Origin of the sequence: Chitinimonas sp. (assembly GCF_036568685.1) — a bacterium.
GTDB lineage: Bacteria > Pseudomonadota > Gammaproteobacteria > Burkholderiales > Chitinimonadaceae > Chitinimonas.
In genome coordinates, this window is record NZ_DATCSC010000098.1 from 1 (window position 1) to 12341 (window position 12341).

At 64.8% G+C, this 12341-nt stretch carries 14 protein-coding genes; 8 read left to right on the forward strand and 6 right to left on the reverse strand.

The annotated features are described in order from the left end of the window. A partial coding sequence (locus tag VIM95_RS14240; protein WP_331986796.1) for a DUF1801 domain-containing protein occupies positions 1 to 264 on the forward strand: 264 nt, incomplete at its 5' end. A gap of 129 nt (positions 265 to 393) precedes the next feature. Here VIM95_RS14240 and VIM95_RS14245 read toward each other — a convergent pair. Continuing rightward, complete coding sequence (locus VIM95_RS14245; RefSeq protein WP_331986799.1) at positions 394 to 579, reverse strand: hypothetical protein; 186 nt, start codon at positions 577 to 579, stop codon at positions 394 to 396. Between the two features lie 214 nt (positions 580 to 793). Here VIM95_RS14245 and VIM95_RS14250 point away from each other — a divergent pair, with 214 nt between their 5' ends. Further along, the gene (locus tag VIM95_RS14250; RefSeq protein WP_331986802.1) at positions 794 to 1123 is read left to right on the forward strand and encodes a low molecular weight protein tyrosine phosphatase family protein; all 330 of its coding nucleotides are present in this window, start codon (positions 794 to 796) and stop codon (positions 1121 to 1123) included. Between the two features lie 142 nt (positions 1124 to 1265). Here the strand turns inward: VIM95_RS14250 and VIM95_RS14255 are convergent, their stop codons facing one another. Together VIM95_RS14255 and VIM95_RS14260 are read right to left on the reverse strand one after the other, a co-directional pair. Then, on the reverse strand, positions 1266 to 1742 hold the full coding sequence (locus VIM95_RS14255) for a DUF1579 domain-containing protein (RefSeq protein WP_331986805.1): 477 nt from the start codon (positions 1740 to 1742) through the stop codon (positions 1266 to 1268). A 106-nt stretch (positions 1743 to 1848) separates the two neighbouring features. Then, positions 1849 to 2655, reverse strand: coding sequence for a DUF4239 domain-containing protein (locus tag VIM95_RS14260; RefSeq protein WP_331986808.1), 807 nt, complete (start codon positions 2653 to 2655; stop codon positions 1849 to 1851). 313 nt (positions 2656 to 2968) lie between these two features. Here VIM95_RS14260 and VIM95_RS14265 point away from each other — a divergent pair, with 313 nt between their 5' ends. The 5 genes from VIM95_RS14265 (at position 2969) to VIM95_RS14285 (ending at position 8219) form a co-directional block, all read left to right on the forward strand. Next, positions 2969 to 3457 carry a Spy/CpxP family protein refolding chaperone gene (locus VIM95_RS14265; protein WP_331986810.1) on the forward strand — a complete coding sequence of 163 codons (489 nt, stop codon included), beginning with the start codon at positions 2969 to 2971 and terminating at the stop codon, positions 3455 to 3457. Positions 3458 to 3473: 16 nt separating this feature from the next. Beyond that, positions 3474 to 4169, forward strand: coding sequence for a response regulator transcription factor (locus VIM95_RS14270; protein WP_331986812.1), 696 nt, complete (start codon positions 3474 to 3476; stop codon positions 4167 to 4169). Then, positions 4169 to 5128: a sensor histidine kinase gene (locus VIM95_RS14275; protein WP_331986814.1), complete on the forward strand. Its 960-nt coding sequence runs from the start codon at positions 4169 to 4171 to the stop codon at positions 5126 to 5128. Before VIM95_RS14270 ends, VIM95_RS14275 begins: the two co-directional genes overlap by 1 nt. 178 nt (positions 5129 to 5306) lie before the next feature. Further along, a complete protein-coding gene (locus tag VIM95_RS14280) occupies positions 5307 to 7268 on the forward strand; it encodes an acid phosphatase (RefSeq protein WP_331986816.1) in 1962 nt (653 codons plus the stop codon). A gap of 159 nt (positions 7269 to 7427) precedes the next feature. Further along, on the forward strand, positions 7428 to 8219 hold the full coding sequence (locus VIM95_RS14285) for a substrate-binding periplasmic protein (protein WP_331986818.1): 792 nt from the start codon (positions 7428 to 7430) through the stop codon (positions 8217 to 8219). On the opposite strand, the gene VIM95_RS14290 is transcribed toward VIM95_RS14285, so the two are convergent. The 3 genes from VIM95_RS14290 to VIM95_RS14300 all read right to left on the reverse strand — a co-directional run bounded on the left by VIM95_RS14290 (position 8216) and on the right by VIM95_RS14300 (position 10297). After that, positions 8216 to 8506 carry a hypothetical protein gene (locus VIM95_RS14290; protein ID WP_331986820.1) on the reverse strand — a complete coding sequence of 97 codons (291 nt, stop codon included), beginning with the start codon at positions 8504 to 8506 and terminating at the stop codon, positions 8216 to 8218. The genes VIM95_RS14285 and VIM95_RS14290 overlap by 4 nt on opposite strands. Positions 8507 to 8654: 148 nt before the next feature. Then, positions 8655 to 9623: a threo-3-hydroxy-L-aspartate ammonia-lyase gene (locus tag VIM95_RS14295; RefSeq protein ID WP_331986822.1), complete on the reverse strand. Its 969-nt coding sequence runs from the start codon at positions 9621 to 9623 to the stop codon at positions 8655 to 8657. Between the two features lie 68 nt (positions 9624 to 9691). Next, positions 9692 to 10297: a DJ-1/PfpI family protein gene (locus VIM95_RS14300; RefSeq protein WP_331986824.1), complete on the reverse strand. Its 606-nt coding sequence runs from the start codon at positions 10295 to 10297 to the stop codon at positions 9692 to 9694. Between the two features lie 354 nt (positions 10298 to 10651). Between VIM95_RS14300 and VIM95_RS14305 the strand changes: the two genes are divergently transcribed. Continuing rightward, positions 10652 to 12277, forward strand: a complete 1626-nt coding sequence (locus VIM95_RS14305; RefSeq protein WP_331986826.1) for a methyl-accepting chemotaxis protein — start codon at positions 10652 to 10654, stop codon at positions 12275 to 12277. Positions 12278 to 12341: the final 64 nt, after the last annotated feature.

Sequence of the window (12341 nt, forward strand, 5' to 3'; positions counted from 1 at the left end):
GGCTTTGGGGAATACCACTACCGCTACGAGAGCGGCCACGAGGGCGATACTTTCCTGATCGGCTTTGCCTCACGCAAGGCCGACCTGACCCTCTACCTGGGCTGCGACCTGGCCGAAGAACACGCCGAGGTGCTGGCCACATTGGGCAAGGTGCGGGCAGGCAAGGGTTGCCTCTACCTGCGCCGCCTATCAGACGTGGACCGCAAGCAGCTGCAGCATCTGCTCAAGGCAGCCGCCGGCGCCAACGCCAACAAGGCACAGTAGGGAAAGGCCGGCGGGCCAGGTAACACCAACACAACCCAGCGAGTGCAATTCCGGCTCCCCCGCTAGGGGCAGGCCGTGGTTGCAAGGTGCAAAAGCACCGACAACGCCAGAAGGGTCTCGTCCGCGGCGCTAACGCCGCGCCTGCGATTTGGGATCGTTGCGACGGCGACCGGCAACCCGCCGATCCGCCTGCAGCAGATTGCCGCTACGCCAGTCCTCACCCAGCCCGGAATGCGGCATCCTGCGCTCCCCACGCCGCTGGTCGGCATAGTATTCGAGCGGATCATCCGCATAGTTCAGATGAATCTTGGGCATGGCGCTACCTCCTCGTGCTGTGATGCTTATCGATCCGATGCTGGGCACAGAAAACGGCTGCCAGACTGGCTGGCAACGCCACTCATTTCCGGATATTTCCGCTTACGAATCAATAGTATTACAGCAACTTTACGACGATCGGTAGGCGGCGTACTGCGAACGGCCGGCACCAGCTGCGTTGCCGCGCCAGAGCGTACTCGGGCATAGTCCCGCCATGATCCGCGCCCTCTTCATCTGCTCCCAGAATCGTTTGCGCAGCCCTACGGCTGAGCAGGTCTTCTCTACCTGGCCCAATGTGGAGACCGATTCCGCCGGGCTGGGCAATGATGCCGATGTAAAACTCTCTGCCGAGCAGCTGGCCTGGGCCAGCAAGATCTTCGTCATGGAGAAAGCACATCGGAACAAGCTCTCCCAACGCTTCAAAGCACACCTCAATGGCAAGCCGGTGATCTGCCTGGGCATACCAGATGATTACGATTACATGCAGCCCGAGCTGGTTGCCCTTTTGGAAGCCAGGGTCGGCCCTTTTCTGCGGAATCGCTAAGCACCGCAGACGGTCTGAGCCATCGCCAGCGCACCGCAAGCCAGCCACGGCCAGGCGGCAACCCGCCGGCCAACGCCCGCGAGGCGCTGGCCCAGGCCTAACAGCGCCCCCACCAAGCGGCGGATTGCGATAGCGAGGGTAGTCAGGCCTTGCGCCGGTAGCTGGCCTTCATGATCTGCACCCATTGCCCCTCGGCGGTCAGCATGCGCGAGGTCAGCGTGCGGCTGGCGCTATCCTGGATCTGCAGGATGTCCTGGTATTGGGTGGTCTTGCCACTGTGGAAGTCCGGCCCTTCGGCGTCCAACGTCAATGTGTCGCCCTCCAGGGTGCCGCTATAGACCCACATATGGGTCATGGTGTTGGCCACGAAGGTACCCACAAAGCGCTTGTCCACGATGTGGTAGCCCAGCGTGATGATGGACTGCCAGCTATCGGCACCGCTGCCATAGCTGCCCTCACCGATCACCCACAGGTCGCCAAAGGGGCGGACGATCTCGGTCCCGCTCATCTTGCCGGTCCCTTGCTCGGGCCCCATATCGCACTCGGATTCATACGCCCATTCGCCCACCAGGCGGGCCAGCCAGCGGTGCTCGGCCAGTGCGGCCTCGTTCATGCTCATCGTTCTCTCCTCCTCCACGCGGCTCGCCGGCAGGTTGCCGGGATCACCGTCGCTACAGTATGGACAACAGCGAGTACGATGCTGCCCGCGCCGTCGGGCGGACTTGTCAGGGCGCCACCACTTCCTTGGGCCAGGTCCGGCTGATCACCAGGCTGTCTATGGTCCTGACAAATGGCGTGGGGCTGACGCTGACCTCCCCGGCAAATGGCCGGTCTACCGCCATGATGAAAAAGAAGACCAAGCCCAAGGTCGTGCCCCAGGTGCCGACCAGCAGGATATGGAAGCGCGTGGGCGGCAAGGCATAGAGCAGCAGAAAGGACAAACCGCTCAGCGCCAAGGTTACGCCCCAGAGCGTACCGGGCATGGAGGTCTCCAATGTCAGAACCCGCTGCTGCCGGTATTTGACCATTTCGTTGGTACGGGCCAGTACCTCGGTCAACAGTGCGCTCTGACGGGCATCGGTGGGGGCGATGTCGTTGGCGGCATCGAACATGGCCTCGAAATGGCGAGCCGTCTCCTCATCCTGCTTGCTTTGCTGCTGCATGACGGGCCACTCCTTGCGCACGACCATCTGCATATAGACCTGCAAGGCACGACCGGTGATATCTGCGGCAGGGCTGCGGAAGGCAGCCAGATCACGGGCCAGCTCACCGGCACAGGCCGCTTCCTCGGTCACCGTACGGTCGGCAGCGTTGTAAGCCTCCCAGACGCTGATGGCAGCAAATGCCACGATCAGGGAGTTGATCGTGGTCACGATGGACATCATGGCGATCATCATGGCCCGTTGCTCCGGGTCCATGAGCACCAGCCTGAAACGGCTGGTGATCGCGTAGCCCAGCAAGGCAACCGACAGCGTGACCCCCACGATGATCAGCGCCATCCAGACGCTGTGCATGTTGTACAGAAAATGCATTGATCTCTCCTAGCCCGCCTGGGCATAAGGGCGCGTGACAACGCTCGGCCATCTGGAGGCCGAGTCCACCATTACAGCAAGACAGCTCGGCCATCTTCCGCAAGGATGGCAGTAGCGCCTATCGGCAAAAGTCTGATTTTGAAGTCGGGATTGCTGAGGACTGCGCCGTGGGGTGGCGCCATGCACGGTGCCCCGGCCCAATGATGGCTTTACAAAACTTTACCTGCGGGACACGCAGGCTTTACCCAGCAGCGCAAGACTCCGCAGCGGGACTTCCCCCATACCGCAAGGGAGCAAGACAATGAGCAGGAACATGATGAAGCTGGGTGCTGGCACCGTTGCCGCTGTACTGGCCTGCCTGGCCGCCGTACACCTGTACGCCGCCGGTGGCAGCCCGCACGCCACATTGCAAACCAGCCCGGGGCTGTTGCTGACCGGGGTCAGCAGCCCCGCCACCTTGGCGGCAGGACTGGAACGCATGCCGGACCATTTGAACCAGGTGGTTGGCTTGAGCGCTCAGCAGAAAGCACAGACAATCGAGCGGGTGGAACAGGCCCGCGCCGAGCTCACCGCCCTGGAGCCGGCCTACCAGCAACGCAACGCCCAGATGCTGGCGCTGATGCTGCAGGACAAGGCGGACAACGATGCGGTAGAACGCCTGCGCCGTGAACAGTACGCGGCCAGCGAGAACAGCTCGCGCAAGGTCACCCAGACCATGCTGGATCTGTCGCGGCTGCTGACTCCCGGCCAGCGCCAGCTCTTTAACGATATGGCCGCCAAACATCATCAGGGCAGCCACTGACCCGACAAGGCACACGATGAACCCCGCCATTCTTGTGGTTGAAGACGATGCCCGGCTTGCGGGGATGCTGGAGGAATACCTCCAGGAAGCCGGCTTCCAGGTCACCCTGGCAGCGGACGGCATGACCGCCCTGGCCCGGCAGGGCCAGCTGCACTTCGACCTGATCGTGCTGGACCTGATGCTGCCCGACCTCGATGGACTGGAGGTCTGCCGCCGCCTGCGACGGCAGACCGACACGCCGCTCCTGATGCTGACCGCGCGTGGCGATGCCATGGACCGCATCATTGGCCTGGAGCTGGGCGCCGACGACTATCTGCCCAAGCCGTTCGAGCCGCGCGAGCTGCTGGCGCGGCTGCGGGCCATCCTGCGCCGCCAGCGGCCATCCGCTAGCGGGGTAGCGGACCCTACCCTGCGCTTTGGCCGCCTGGAGATCGACCCCGACAGCCGCAGCCTGCGTTGCAACGGGGTGGAGCAACTGTTGACCGGCTACCAGTTCGACCTGCTGCTCGCCCTGGCCGCGCACCCCGGCAGGGTACAGAGCCGCGATATGCTGCTCGACCAGATCAAGGGCCAGAAGCTGGAAGCCTACGACCGTTCCATCGACGTACATATCTCGCGCATACGTGCCGCCATCGAAGACAACCCCAAGCAGCCCCGCCGCATCATCACCGTGCGTGGCGCGGGCTACGTATTTGCAAAGGTGCAGGACTGATGCCGCGGCTCTACCAGAGTTTCTATCTCACCCTGCTGGGTTGCAATCTGTTGTTCGTCTTTTCGGCCATCGTCCTCCGGCATAGCGTGAACGGCCTGCCACTGGAGCTCTGGTCGGTGATCTTCATCGCCATGTCGCTGCTATTGAGCCTGGTCTCCTATCCGCTGGTACGCCGCCTCACCCTGCGCCTGGAGCGGCTGCAAGCCATGGTCGAATTGCTGGGCAAGGGCGAACTCGGCGCCCGTGTGCCGGTAGAGGGCCGCGACGAAGTCGCCCGCTTGGCCCGCTATATCAACGCCACCGCCGGCCACATCGAGGCGCTGGTGAGCGCGCAGAAGTCGCTGCTCTCCAACGCATCCCACGAGTTGCGTACCCCGCTCACCCGCATACGGCTCACCGTGGCGTTGATGAAGGACAGTGCCGACCCGAAGCGCAAGGCCGAGCTGGAACAGGACATTGCGGAACTGGATGCCCTGCTGGAGGAGATCTTGCTCGCCAGCCGGCTGGACGCACCGGTTGAACAAGGGGCGCTGGAGGAGGTCGACCTGCTGGCGCTGGTCGCGGAGGAATGTGCACGTTACGAAGGCGTGGACCTGCATGGCACGCCAGTGCTGCTGCAAGCCCAGCCGCGGCTGTTACGGCGGCTGGTGCGCAATCTGCTGGAAAATGCCCAGCGCTACGGCCAGGCACCGATCGAGGTCGCGGTTGACCCGGCGGCCGGCGGGGCTGCACTGAAGGTCAAGGACGCCGGGCCAGGGGTCGCCGCCGAGCACCGCGAACGGGTTTTCGAGCCCTTCTTCCGCTGCCAGCCAGATACCAGCAGCACCGGTACCGGCTTGGGCCTGGCCCTGGTCAGGCAGATCGCCCGGCTGCACGGCGGCGATGCGCGGTGCGAGCCGACCGCCGATGGCCGTAGCCACTTTGTGGTGAGCTTGGTCAGCCAAAACTCAGAGCCGTAGCCTCCCTGCCGACCATGGCCAGCGCCCTGCCTGACCGCTTGCGGTCCGGCAAACTCATTCTTGCTTACACGTAGCTTTCATTCGCTTGTAACGACTGATTCCTATCCTCGTTGCCTCTCTTAGGCGGCGAGGCCCCAGCCACGCGGCCATTCCATTGCCCATCACCAAGGAAAAAGCCGTGCGCAAGCCCTACCCGCTACCCCCTGCTCTGCTGCTCGCCGCCCTGACCGCCGCTGTACTGAGCGCCTGCGGCGGCAGTGACGATGTCGCCGTACCGCCCACCATCCCCTCGGCCCCGGTCGGCATGGGCAGCGTAGATAGCGCCCCGGTGGCCGATGCCGCCACCGTGCCGGCCTTTGTGGACTTCGTGGCCACCAACCAGCGCGGCGATGCCCGCTACGCCACCAAGGAGACCAATGCCGGCGTGCGCGTACTGACCGGCATGCTGGACATCTGGCAGCCCAGCACCCTGCTGGTGGACGCGGGTGCGGCTGCCCCGGCCAATGGCAATTTCCCGGCCGTACCGGCCTCGACCTGGAGCGGTACTCCGGGTGACGCCACCGACGGCAAGGTACTCAACAAGACGGTGCACGACGCCAATATCGGCTACGTGGCGGACGTGACCGGTAAGCGCACCCCCGCCCAGGAACTGGCGGCCTACCTGGACGACCGCCGCGGCAAGGCCTACAGCGTCTCGGACGGCATGGGCCCCTTGACCGAGGCCTGGCGCGCTGCTGCCCAGCAGACCACCTCGATCACCGCCATTGCCAGCGACGCCACCACCGTGCTGTACAACGACAGCGGCAACAACACCGGCGTGGCCGGCAGCGCCAATGCCCAATTCGGCACCGTGGTGGACTTCATGAACAGTATCGGCAGCAATGGCTCCACCGAGCCGTCCAAGCGCTACTACAAGTACGCCCGCCCCTGGCGCTGGAGCAGTAGCGTGAAGGTGGTGCCGGCGCTGGAGCCGGCCAAGAGCGCTACCCCGACCACCGACGGCGGCTTTATCAGCGGGCATACCGCCGAGGCGGTACGTAATTCGATCGCCATGGCCTATGTGGTGCCAGAGCGCTACCAGGAGATGCTGGCGCGCGGCCTGGAGCTGGGCGAGAACCGCATCCTGGCTGGCATGCACTCGCCGCTGGATGTGATCGGCGGGCGCATACTCGGCACCTCGGTCGCCGCGGCCAGCCTCCTGACCGCCGACAGCAACGGCAACCGCAAGGCCAGTGCCTACCAGCAGGCCCATACCGCCCTGATGGCCGCCAGCAAGACCACCACCCTGCAGGCCTTCAACGACTTTGCCCATTCCGGCACCGCCGCCAACGACCGCTTTGCCGACTACGCTGCCAACAAGGCCGGCTACCAGCGCCGGCTGACCTTTGGCCTGCCGCAGATCGCCGACAAGACCCGTGGCGCCGCCGTGCCCAAGGGTGCCGAAGTGCTGCTGGAAACCCGCCTGCCCTACCTCGACGCCAACCAGCGCCGCGTCGTACTCAAGACCACGGCCGTCGCATCGGGCTATCCGGTGATGGACGACGTCGAAGGTTGGGGCCGCCTCAACCTGTTTGCTGCCGCCGATGGTTACGGCCGCTTCGATGGCGACGTGACGGTGAGCATGGATGCCACGCTGGGGGGCTTCAACGCACTCGACAGCTGGCGTAACGACATTGCCGGCGCGGGCAAGCTGACCAAGCAAGGCAGCGGCACGCTGCGCCTTGCCGGTAGCAACAGCTACAGTGGCGGTACCGATGTGCAGGCCGGCACCGTAGAGGGTGACAGCGTGGCCGCCTTCGGCAAGGGCGATGTGTATGTGCGCACAGGCGGCAGCGTGGTGATCAACGCCGCCGACCGCCTGGGCATCTCCGGCAACTACACCCAGCAGAGCGGCAGCACCCTCACCCTGCGCCTGGGCGCCGGAAACACGGGCACCCTTGCGGTGGGCAAGCTGTTCGCCATTGTCGGCGGCACCCTGCAGGTGAGCTTCCAGGGCGGCTACAAGCCCAAGGTGGGCGATACGCTTACCATCGTCACCAGCGGCAACCAGACCGGCAAGTTCGACAAGGTGGTGGTCGATGGCTTCAACGCCACCGCCAGCTATAGCAGCAGTGGCGTGACCCTGAAGATCAACAGCTAAGGTCGGTCGCCCGGCAGGGCACAGCAGCCCGTTGCATGCGGAGCCCGGCGCCACCATGGCCGCCGGGCTTTGTCTTGTTGCCGCCGGAGCGATGCAGGGTGGGCTGTACTATGCTGCCAGCAGGGCTTGCCACCCTGTCCCCGGCCGTCTGGAAAGGCTATGCCCTTCGCCCAACTCGCCCAAGCACTGTTCCGCCGCCTATGGCCCCTGTTGCTGTGCCTGGCTGCCGGGCAGGCCGAGGCGGCAGACCCGCCGCTGGTGCTCGGCAACGGCGAATGGCCGCCCTACTATGGCGAGAAGTTGCCCCGGCAAGGTGCCGATTCCACCATCGTGCGCGAGGCCTTTGCGCTGGCGGGTATCGAGGTCAGCTATCGCTTCTACCCCTGGGCACAGGTGCTGGCGCAGGCCCAGTCCCTGCATGAGATCGTCGGCGGCGTAGGCTGGGCCGACAAGCCCGAGTACCACGCGGACTTCTGGATCAGCGAACCCACCTCCACCCACCAGATGGTGCTGTTCCAGCGCTCGGACTATTCCTGGCACTGGCACACCCTGGAAGACCTGCGCGGCAAGCGCATCGGCCTGATCAATGGCTACGATTATCCCGAGCCACTCTTGGCCATGATCCGCGCCAAGGAGGTCGAGGCGAGCTGGGTCTCTGGCGGTGAGATCTGCATCCGCATGCTGGCGGCCGGGCGGATCGACTACTACCCCGAGGACAAGGCGGTCGGCAATCTGCTGATCAACAAGGTACTGGGTGACAAGCGCATCCTGCTCAACACCAACGGCGTACCGATCAGCGAAGACAGCCTGCACCTCTTGCTCGGCAAATCGTTACCCGGCAGCGCCGAGCTGATGGCGCGCTTCAATGCGGGGCTCGCCGAACTCAAGGCCAGCGGTCGCCATGCGGCCATCGTGGAGGAGATACGCGAAGGGCGGTTCGGTGCGCCCTAGCTGGGCTCTGGCGTAATCTTGACGTTGCTTTTGACCAGCCCCAGTCCCTTCCAGAACGAAGCCGGGTAGCTCAGCTCCGGTTTACCCATCCATCCACGGGTCAGCTCCAGCTCATAACCGCCGCTCACGCGCTGGTATTTCACCGAACCCAGTGCGATGGGATCCCAATCGCCAGTGAACTGCAGATCCTTGAGCGTCTCCGGGTAGCTGCCGGTACGTAGCTTGTGCAATTCGATCAGCGAGATCGCCGTCTTGAAGTGCTGATCTCCGAATTTGGCGTCAGCCACCTCCTGAATCCCACAACCCCCCAAGCTGGTAGCCAGCAACAGGGCTACCAGTACCTTACGTTTATATCCACTCATTCCCTATCCCGTTCTTGTCATCGCGGGCCAGCCCGTAGGGGTATGGCTGGCGCCTCGGTGGCGCATTGCCGGTCTAGCCCGCCAACAGCTCGCTGAAGCGCGGCAGATCCACATTGCCGCCGCTGATCAACACCCCCACCCGCCTGCCGGCCAGCTGCTCCCTCAGCTGCCGGGCGGCGGCAAGGCCCAGGCAGCCAGTGGGTTCGACCAAGAGCTTCATGCGGCTGGCAAAGAAGCGCATGACTTCCACCAGCTCGGCGTCGCTGGCGGTCAGGATGTCGTCCACCTCGCGGCGGATCACCGCGAAGGTGTAGTTACCCAGGTGCTGGGTCTGGGCGCCGTCGGCGATGGTCTTGGGCGTGTCGATATGGACGATGCTGCCCGTACGGAAGGACTGCTGGCCGTCGTTGCCGGCAGCGGGCTCCACACCGTAGAGCTTGCAGCGCGGCGAGAGCGCGCGGGTTGCGAGGGCACTGCCACTCAGCAATCCACCGCCACCCAGCGGCACGAAGAAGGCATCCAGCTCGCCCACCTCCTCGAACAATTCCTTGGCGGCCGTACCTTGCCCGGCCATCACATGCGGGTGGTCGTAGGGCGGGATCAGGGTGTAGCCGTGTTTGGCGGCCAGGTCGCGGCCGATCTGCTCACGGTCTTCGGTATAGCGGTCGTAGATCACCACATTGCCGCCGTAGCCACGGGTGGCGGCCACCTTGGCGGCCGGGGCGTCGTGCGGCATGACGATGGTGGCCGGCATGCCCAAGAGGCGCGCAGCCAGGGCAATGGCCTGGGCATGGTTGCCACTGGAGAACGCCACCACGCCGCGTTGCTTTTGTTCGGCGCTGAATTGCGACAGCGCGTTGTAGGCGCCACGGAACTTGAAGGCACCCATGCGCTGCAGATTCTCGCACTTGAAGTAGACCTCGGCCCCCAGCTCGGCATTGATGGTGCGCGAGGTCATGACCGGCGTACGGTGGGCATGGCCCGCGATGCGTTCGCTGGCCGCGACCACATCGGCGTAGGTGGGCAGGCTCAGGTCTTCCATGGGGTGCTCCGTTCGGCTGGCAAGACCCCTACTCTAGCGGGCCAGGCCCACTCAGGCGAGCCGATCGCCTAGGGATGCGGCCGATACGGCACATCCATCTGCCTCGCCGTCGCCTCCGCCAATGCCGGGCTGGCCAGACGGGCTACCAGGTGCAGGCTCATATCGATACCGGCGGCGATACCGGCCGAGCTGACCACCGACCCTTCATCCACCCAGCGCACATCGTCCCGCACCGTCAGTGTGGGGAACTGCGCCCGCAGGTCGGCAATGTCTTCCCAGTGGGTGGTGGCAGTATGTCCTGCCAGGAGACCCGCCTTGGCCAACAGAAAGGCACCGGTGCAGACCGAGGCGGTAATGCGCGCCGCCTTGGCCCGCTCGGCGATCCAGTCCAGCACGGCGACATCGGCGAGTTCAGCATCCACCACCCCGCCAGGGATCAATAGAAGGTCGATGGCCGGCGCGTCTTCCAGCGTGTAGTCCGGCAGCACGGCCAACCCGGCACGGGCGCGGACGGGACCAGCATGGTGCGCAACCGAGAAGGTATGGAAAGGCGGTGGTGCAGCCAGCTCGCGGCGCTGGGCCACGCGCGAGGCGGTGGTGAAGACTTCGAAAGGGCCGGCGAAGTCCAGCACTTCCACGTGGTTGAACAGATAGATGCCGACGTTGAGCGTCATGATCCGGTCCGGGTGATGAAGTAGCCTATCACCATCGCCCAGGCAGCCCGCCAGGGCAAGCCCGCGGCGGACAGAAAGCGGACCACCTCGGCCAAGGCGTTCATGCCGTTATGGAATGATTCCAATAATATATTTTCATCAATGGCATCAATCGTCTGCCGTATCTTGCGCACATCGACCCGGCAAGGCGGCCAAGCAGTCAGCCGGATCGCACTGGCCGAATGGCATACCCCGCCGCAAGGGGCAGCCCTTCGCATGCAAAGGTCCGAGATGGTCTGTCGCGCCACGGTGGTTGCAGGCGCTAACGCGAGCCCATCTCTCTGACGCAGCGCCTTGCGCTGCAGGAGTTGCCATATGGGCATTCGACTTACCGTTACCTGGCGCATCGCCAGCCTGATCGCCATTTCGGTGGCCGCCTTCCTGGTCCTGGGCGCCATCGCCATCACCAGCCTGCGCTCGGTCGAGGAAAACCTGCGCCAGTCGAGCCAGGTGGCGCTCAAGGCGGTCGACCTCTCGCGCAGCATGCATATCCAGCTCATGAACATCCGGGTGGCCTTTCTACGCCACGTGGGTGGCCAGAATGCCGCCGACAAGGCACAGGCCGACAAAGACCTCACCAGCCATGCCGCGGCCATGAATGGCTTGATCGACGACTACCTGGCCCTGCCGGTTGCGGATGCCGAAAAACGCCCGGTGCTGGCACTGCGCCGCCTGCTGCAGAACTATCTGGAGACGGCCACGCCCACCTTGATCAAGTCCCGTGCCATGGACCCGCAAGACCCGCCCCAGCTCAACAACCCGCAGCTACGGGCCATCGCGGCACAGGTGGGCGAGTTGGTCGACCGCGTGGCACAGAACGCCCATGCCGGGGCCGAGGCCGGTGCCCGCGCCGCCGAGGCACAGTACCAGGCCACCCGCAACATCGTACTGGCCATCACCCTTATCGGTGCCCTGCTCCTCCTGGTGCTCGGCACCCTCTTGCAGCGCTCGGTCACCCGGCCTCTACGCGAGGTACGGCTGGCAGTGGCGCGGGTGGCTGGTGAGCTCGACTTCACCCAGCGCATCGCCGCCCGCAGCAATGACGAATTTGCCGATACCAGCCACTCCATCAACGCCCTCCTGACCACCTTGCAGGACGGCTTTGGCGGCATGAGCCAGTCGGTCACCCAGGTCGCCTCCGCCGCCAACGGTATGCGCAATATGGCCGGCGAGATGGCCAGCAGCTCGGCGCTGGCAGCCGAAGCCTCCGCCAGCATGGCAGCCACGGTAGAGCAGATGGCCGTGAGCATCAGCTATGTGGGCGACCGCGCCCAGGCCGCCAGCGACCTGGCCCGCCAGGCCGGCGGCATGGCCGGTGAAGGCGAGCAGGCCATGCTGCAGATGACCGAGCGCATCAACGCCACCGTCGGTGTGGTGCAGGACGCCTCCACCCAGATGAACCAGCTGCTGGCGCAGGTGAGCGAGATCAGCGCGGTCACCAGTGCGATCAAGGAGATCGCCGACCAGACCAACCTCCTGGCGCTGAATGCGGCGATTGAAGCCGCACGGGCCGGCGAACAGGGCCGCGGCTTTACCGTGGTGGCAGACGAAGTACGCAAGCTGGCCGAGCGCACCGCCCAGGCCACGCAGGAGATCGAGCACATGGTCAGCACCATCCAGCACGGTGCCGCCATGACGGTGGAGCGCGTGGATGCCGTCGTCAGCGACGTGCGCGAGGACGCCCGCCATACGGTCGAGGCCCGCGACCTGATCGTGAACATCCGCCAGCAGGCCGAGACCACCCTGAGCCTGGTGGCCGAGATCGCCCATGCCATCCACGAGCAGGTATCGGCCAGCAACAGCATTGCCCAGCAGGTGGAGCGCATTGCCCAGATATCGGAACAGAACCATGCCGCCGCCGGAGCATCGGCCGACGCTGCCAGCAGCCTGGATGGGTTGGCGAACAATATGAACAGCGAAATGGCGCGCTACATGGTCTGACACCGTGGCGCCTCCCGACCACACGAGGTTGGGCCCTGATAGGAAGCATATGCAATCCGTCCCC

Excerpts from the sequence above, each read along its gene's own strand:
- VIM95_RS14250 (WP_331986802.1), top strand. The coding sequence starts at position 794 with ATGATCCGCGCCCTCTTCATCTGCTCCCAGAATCGTTTGCGCAGCCCT.
- VIM95_RS14245 (WP_331986799.1), bottom strand. The coding sequence starts at position 579 with ATGCCCAAGATTCATCTGAACTATGCGGATGATCCGCTCGAATACTAT.
- VIM95_RS14285 (WP_331986818.1), top strand. The coding sequence starts at position 7,428 with ATGCCCTTCGCCCAACTCGCCCAAGCACTGTTCCGCCGCCTATGGCCC.
- VIM95_RS14255 (WP_331986805.1), bottom strand. The coding sequence starts at position 1,742 with ATGAGCATGAACGAGGCCGCACTGGCCGAGCACCGCTGGCTGGCCCGC.
- VIM95_RS14270 (WP_331986812.1), top strand. The coding sequence starts at position 3,474 with ATGAACCCCGCCATTCTTGTGGTTGAAGACGATGCCCGGCTTGCGGGG.
- VIM95_RS14265 (WP_331986810.1), top strand. The coding sequence starts at position 2,969 with ATGATGAAGCTGGGTGCTGGCACCGTTGCCGCTGTACTGGCCTGCCTG.
- VIM95_RS14300 (WP_331986824.1), bottom strand. The coding sequence starts at position 10,297 with ATGACGCTCAACGTCGGCATCTATCTGTTCAACCACGTGGAAGTGCTG.
- VIM95_RS14305 (WP_331986826.1), top strand. The coding sequence starts at position 10,652 with ATGGGCATTCGACTTACCGTTACCTGGCGCATCGCCAGCCTGATCGCC.
- VIM95_RS14275 (WP_331986814.1), top strand. The coding sequence starts at position 4,169 with ATGCCGCGGCTCTACCAGAGTTTCTATCTCACCCTGCTGGGTTGCAAT.
- VIM95_RS14260 (WP_331986808.1), bottom strand. The coding sequence starts at position 2,655 with ATGCATTTTCTGTACAACATGCACAGCGTCTGGATGGCGCTGATCATC.
- VIM95_RS14295 (WP_331986822.1), bottom strand. The coding sequence starts at position 9,623 with ATGGAAGACCTGAGCCTGCCCACCTACGCCGATGTGGTCGCGGCCAGC.